Below are 5,910 nucleotides of genomic sequence, written 5' to 3'. Positions count from 1 at the left end.
GATATATAGAAATTTCCATTTTTTTAAATAGAAATATAAATCTTTTTCGCTAGTTAAATCGATTGTTTTTGGTATATAACTTTTTAAAAAGTCGTTTGAAGATAATATTGACGTTGTTTGTATTTTTGAGAGATATGATTCGTTAAAAAAAGGAATGTTTAGTTCTGAGATTCTTACTCGGAAATTTTTATAATCCTCGTTAGATTCGTACTGTACAGATGGGATGCGATTGTAAATTACGTCTGGTAAAGGGGAAAATAGTTTAAGCCATTTTTTTGTTTTAAAACAAAACGTATAGCATTTAACCGAATTACCAGAGAGGGCGGTAGGGGTTATTATGATAGGTATACCGCCTTCAGTTAACACCTTCTTACAAATTCTTTTAAAGGTCTTAATATTTCCACTAAAAGGTAGCCGATCTTCGTTTGTTAAAATACCGATAATAGGGCCTAAATGTGTTCCGGTTTTTTTTACCTGAAATTGAATGGAATTTGAACAATCGTCTTGGGATGGTAATATAGTAAGCCGATTATGGCCTATGGAATATCTTGATTCACTATGGTCATGTGACCAAGTATTTTTATCAAGATGATAAAAAACAGAGATCATTTCATTGAAACCTCGAGTTCATTACCTTTTTTGGAAAGATGAGTAGCATATTCCAAAAAAAGTTTTTTTATCTGTTTGTCATTTTCTTGGAAACTAGGATTTGAAAAGATTGATCTTCCAGGTTTAGAATTCGCTTCGAAAAGCCAAATTTTTTCATCCTTATCAACACCTATATCAAATCCAATTTCTCCGATATGACCATCTACTTGACGATCTAAAGATTCACTAATTTTTAATGCTGCTGTAGATAATTTATCATGTATTCTTTTCGCTTTTTCCTGATCAAATAATTCTTCAAGTGTTTTCACTCGACCACCATTATTTAAGTGGGTAGTTGTGCTACCTTTTCCTGCTACTTTTGCGGCAATAACTGTTACATGCCATTTTCCTAACGCATCCTTGTTTGTATGAACTCGGAAATCGACAGGCTGATGCTCGTAACGAATTAGTGAAATACCTTGTTGTACAATGAAGTCGTGTAACTTCGTGCTACGAAAAACATGATTAATTAAAGATTGAAGTGATGAGAATTTTTGAAGTTTATTTGTTTCAAAATCACGATATCTACAATAATAAATTCCTTCATCTCGGTGGTAACGAATTAAAATAACTTTTGAACCGAGGCTACCATTTTCGGGTTTTACATATACAAATTGGTATTGCGATAATAATTCTTCAATCGTATCAAAATTATGGAACTTTACTGTTTTCGGGAGATAATGTGCAACTGATTCTTCATTTTTTAATTTTACATATAAGTCCCATTTATTGAAGAATCCAGGATTAAACCATGGGATTTTGTATTCTTTTTCTAGTTTTTGTCGTACTCGTTTAATTGATTTATGAACCTCAACTTTTCGATTAGGTAACCTATTATAAATAACCGTTGGAAAAGGAACGACCTCTTTGGTCCATCTTTTATTCGTAAAGAAATAACCTTGAATGGTTTCAGATTCCCAATCGATTCCGTGAGTACCAAATACGAATATAAAGCTATTTTTGTGATTATTTTCAGCAATTATGTTTGCAAACATAAAGCTACGATCACCTATAGGGCGAAGTAGTGACTCAGTAAAGCCGGCGGTGAAAATACCGACTAGTGGCCCGAGCTGTAAAGTATTTCCAATAACAATGGGCTCAATAGAACCTTCAAAAGGTATACAGAGCATTTCAACTAAATGCTCTGATATAGAAATAATATTGTGAAGTGTATTCATCGTAACTAGTTGACAAGGGTATTTTTTCTGACCAAAAGCAATATATTCAATATTTCTAGAAGTAGTAAGCTCTTCGGGGATACATACTAGATTCTTACTCTGTCGATGAGTAACGATTTTATAAACTTCATTCATTATTTAATTTCACTTCTTTCACTTTTAGATTTCGATTGTAAATGTAAACAATACTGAATTGGTGCTGAGTAGAGCTTTTGTTGGATAGAAGGGTCGGTTTGAAGCAGAACTTTTCTACCAGGCTTTGAATTAACATCTAAAATCCAGATGGCTTGATTTGAATCGATGCCTAAATCTAAACCAATTTCAAATAAAGGAAGAAAATTCTTTTCAAGGGTGACTGGTAATTGTTTGCAAATTGTTTCAATATCTTGCTGTAATATTAAAGCAGTTCTTTGATTAAATTGAGTAATCCATTCTTCAAATGGAACTGCATTACTTCCTGCACTTAAATTTGCAACAATTGAATTAGGTTGACCGATGCGCACACCTTTTCCAACTGCTTGCCACTCACCTTTTTCATTTTTTTGTAATAGGATCCTTAAATCAAATGCTTCACGTGATTTAGTTTGGAGGTCTAGATAATTTTGATAAACATATCCTTTTGATTCAACAATCGGTTGTAGCCACTCAAAAAATTCATCGCGTGTTTCGTAAACAGTTTCAATTACTTCCTTTTGTTTTTGTGTTGAAACACTAATTGAATAGGCACTTAACGTAATAAAATAAATATTGATTCCTCTTGAACCATGGATCGGCTTAATAACGAGTTTGCGCGTTTTTCTAAGTTCTTCAAAGAATACAGCTAAGTGTAATAATTTTTTTGTTTTCGGGATATATGGATTTAAACTTTCATCAGTTGCTAGAGCCTGATAAGTTTCCCATTTTCCTGGTAGTCCATATCCTAAAAAAGTGATGTCTTTACGTTTTTTTAGCCAGTCAACAATAGGCTTTGCCTGCTTGCTTTTAATACTTGGGGAATAGAAGCAACGATCATAAATATAATTCGGTATTTCAAATGTTGTTTTCTCCCATTGTTCTGTTTCAGCTATATACTTCCAGCCCATAATTTCTTCAGTAGCTGGTTGAATATTAAAAGGGGTAAATTGAACGAATTCGTAACCAAGTTTACTTGCTTCTTTCGCCATATGCTGAACGTATTCACCTTCTTGTCTTTCTTTAAGAGATAAATAACCTATTCTCATTCTTTTCACTCCTTGTACTTATAAATATGATTGAACAAGAGAAAAAATAGCTTTTGTTGAAGGTCTAATTTTTTGAATTGGGTCTGAAACTTGTAAATCCTTAGAAGGCTTTGAATTTATTTCGATAACCCAAGGGTTAAATTCATGGTCTATAGCGAGATCCACACCAAACTCCGCGAATAATCCATCAAAGGAGGAGTCTATACATATACAGCATTCGATGGCTAATTCAATCATTAACTTTTTAAAGTGAATTCGCTCTTTCTTTGGTAAATATTGACTTAAAAATTCATCAATTTTTTGAAGGTCTCCCCCGCGTGCCAAATTGCTTACAAACTGCGTAGGATGACCGAGCCTAGCTACAGTTGAAGTTACTTCCCATTTATTAAATTTATTTTTATGACATAAAAATCTAAAATCAACAAGTCGATCATCCTTACTGATTAAAGGTAAGCCTTCTTGGATAATAAAAGTCCGCTTACTTAATTGCTGTTTAATTGGGTGAAATAGTTGAGAAATTGATTTATATTCAACTTCTACTTCGGAATTTTGGCTATTCTTTAAACGATACAAATCTTTATCTTTTGAAACCTTAAAAATGTTTTTACCTTGGCTACCATGAATTGGTTTAATAAAAACCGTTTCATATTTTTGAATAAAATTCTCTACTTGTTCGACTGAGCAGCATTCCTCAGTGTATGGAACGTATGGCTTTATATAGGCTGAATCAATCAGAGCTTTAAAAACTTCAAGCTTATTTAAGAAGCGAGCATTAAAAAAAGGTATTTGTTGACTTGTTAGCGAAGAATTAAGTAATTTAAACTCTTTCGTTCGTTCAAGTCTTCTTGAATGAATTCGATTATGAATGATTGAAGGGGCAGGTACATTCATTAAAGTCCAGCCATTATCTGAACGCTTATATCCTTTTAATTCATTCGTTAGTAGTTTTTTAAATGTCGTTACATAGAAATCAATATCAGAGTCTCCGCATAACTCTGATAGTTCCTCACAAAGTGTCGTTATTGAACCGAGCGGATTTAATGACTCCTCATTGATCGAATCAGTTACTATAACAAATGATTGGGGTTCTTGATTTTTAGGAAAAGATTGCAATGATTCTCCTCCTTTCCAAAATAATTGTCGTTGTATACTATGTGATATTCGCCTAGTTGGTGAATGTATTTAGGAAATTTTTAGGGAAGAAAGTTTGATTTGTTTTAGAAAGACTGACATATAATAGAATGTTTGCTATAGTGGAGATACAAAAGTTTATAGGAGGTAGTAACATGGCTGTAAATATTTATGATATTGCATACTCACTACAAAACGCTTTTAAGGAGCAACCAGAATTTAAAAACTTACAATCACTTTACTCACAAGTATTAGCTGATCCAAATGCAAAACCATTATTTATGGAATTTCAAAACTTCCAAAAAGCGATGCAACAAAAAATGTATCAAGGTGAAGCAGTTACACCTGAAGAAAATGCAAAAGGACAAGAAATTGTTGCAAGAGTGTCTCAAAATCCTTTAATTGCAAACTTAATGCAAGTGGAACAAAGACTAAATTTAGTCATCCAAGATGTAAATAAAATTGTCATGAGTCCATTAGAAGAATTTTATAAAGCTTTACTTGAACTTTAATATTTAAAAGGCAGGATAAGAAGAGGATCATTCATTCTTTTACTTTTTCCTGCCTTTTTTTAAATCCTTCTTTGTACATAAGAGAGACTTCATTTAATTGGAGTCTTTTTTTACAGAATGGATATAATAACAGCCTATAATGTTCTAATTAAATGAAGCATGTCATATATTCTAGTAAGGTATTTCTTCGCGAAATGGGGGAGATTAAGTGATTTATAAGTTACTTGCAATTAATATAGATGGTACTTTATTGCAATCCAATGGAAAACTCTCAAAAGAATCGAAAGAAGCTGTTGAATACGTTCAAGACAAAGGGATTTATGTAACCTTATATACAAGTAGAAATTTTCAAGCTACAAAAAAAATCGCAAAAGCTCTTAAGGTTAATAACCTTTTGGTCTCTCACTCAGGTGCCTTTATCTCTTCAAAGCTTGATGAACCATTATTTGAAAAGAGAATTGAAGAGGAAGAAGCTTATGACATCGTTAAAAAACTAGAAAAATATGATTGTAATATTCGGTTGTCACATGAACATTTTTCAATTGGAAATCGAAAAAAATTACAATCTAATTTAGTGGCAAAAGCAGTTTTATCAAATGCTGATCCTGTCTTTTATCCAATCCAATTTGTTGAATCACTTTCAGATAGCATTCTGGAAAATTCAATATCACCGTTAAAAATCGAATGTTATTTCTCTGATGAGGTAGAGAAAAATAAAGTGAAAAAAGAACTGAATGCAAAGTATCCACATCTTGATTGCTTATGTGATGAAGATCGTAAAATTGAAATCGTCCGAAAAGGAATTTCAAAATATTCAGGATTAAAACGATTAGGTGAACATTTAGGAATTTCTTATCACGAAATGGTTGTAATCGGAGATAATTACAGTGATTTACCATTAATCGAGCATGCAGGTTTAGGAGTTGCTATGTCAAATGCTCCTGTAGAGATTAAAAAAGTTGCAGACTGGATTACAAGATCAAATGATCAAAATGGTGTTCCCTATATGATCAAGGAGCATTTCAGGAAACAATTCCCACTGCCATTCTTAAAAACACATTTAAAAATCGAAAAATAAATAAAAGCCTGGCTTTCAAGAGAATTCTCTTCGAAAACCAGGCTTTTTCAGTGAATTTTAAATAATTGACCTCGTTACTCTTTAATTTTATACTTAAGTGATAACTTAAAAAGGTGATAATAAAATGAAAATATATATTAAAG

General features: G+C 32.2%; 6 protein-coding genes. 2 read left to right on the top strand and 4 right to left on the bottom strand.

Translation table 11 applies throughout. From position 1 onward, the window contains the following. The 4 genes from CN514_RS26250 to CN514_RS23705 all read right to left on the bottom strand — a co-directional run. A partial coding sequence (locus tag CN514_RS26250) for a YheC/YheD family protein (protein ID WP_353652092.1) occupies window positions 1-609 on the bottom strand: 609 nt, incomplete at its 3' end. Beyond that, complete coding sequence (locus tag CN514_RS23715) at window positions 606-1,961, bottom strand: YheC/YheD family endospore coat-associated protein (RefSeq protein ID WP_286141814.1); 1,356 nt, start codon at window positions 1,959-1,961, stop codon at window positions 606-608. The genes CN514_RS26250 and CN514_RS23715, both read right to left, overlap by 4 nt. Beyond that, the gene (locus CN514_RS23710) at window positions 1,961-3,046 is read right to left on the bottom strand and encodes a YheC/YheD family endospore coat-associated protein (RefSeq protein WP_097973775.1); all 1,086 of its coding nucleotides are present in this window, start codon (window positions 3,044-3,046) and stop codon (window positions 1,961-1,963) included. Before CN514_RS23710 ends, CN514_RS23715 begins: the two co-directional genes overlap by 1 nt. Window positions 3,047-3,064: 18 nt before the next feature. Then, window positions 3,065-4,159 carry a YheC/YheD family endospore coat-associated protein gene (locus CN514_RS23705; protein ID WP_098234677.1) on the bottom strand — a complete coding sequence of 365 codons (1,095 nt, stop codon included), beginning with the start codon at window positions 4,157-4,159 and terminating at the stop codon, window positions 3,065-3,067. A gap of 173 nt (window positions 4,160-4,332) precedes the next feature. Between CN514_RS23705 and CN514_RS23700 the strand changes: the two genes are divergently transcribed. Both CN514_RS23700 and CN514_RS23695 read left to right on the top strand, forming a co-directional pair. Then, window positions 4,333-4,689 carry a YlbF/YmcA family competence regulator gene (locus tag CN514_RS23700; RefSeq protein ID WP_097973772.1) on the top strand — a complete coding sequence of 119 codons (357 nt, stop codon included), beginning with the start codon at window positions 4,333-4,335 and terminating at the stop codon, window positions 4,687-4,689. A 208-nt stretch (window positions 4,690-4,897) separates the two neighbouring features. After that, window positions 4,898-5,767 (top strand): Cof-type HAD-IIB family hydrolase, encoded by an 870-nt coding sequence (locus CN514_RS23695; protein WP_098234676.1) that lies wholly within the window; start codon window positions 4,898-4,900, stop codon window positions 5,765-5,767. Window positions 5,768-5,910 lie beyond the last annotated feature (143 nt).

It is taken from the genome of Bacillus sp. AFS001701 (genome assembly GCF_002559405.1).
Taxonomy (GTDB): Bacteria; Bacillota; Bacilli; order Bacillales; family Bacillaceae_G; genus Gottfriedia.
Note: the sequence above shows the minus strand (reverse complement) of the source record. Positions and strands in the feature narration are given on the sequence as shown.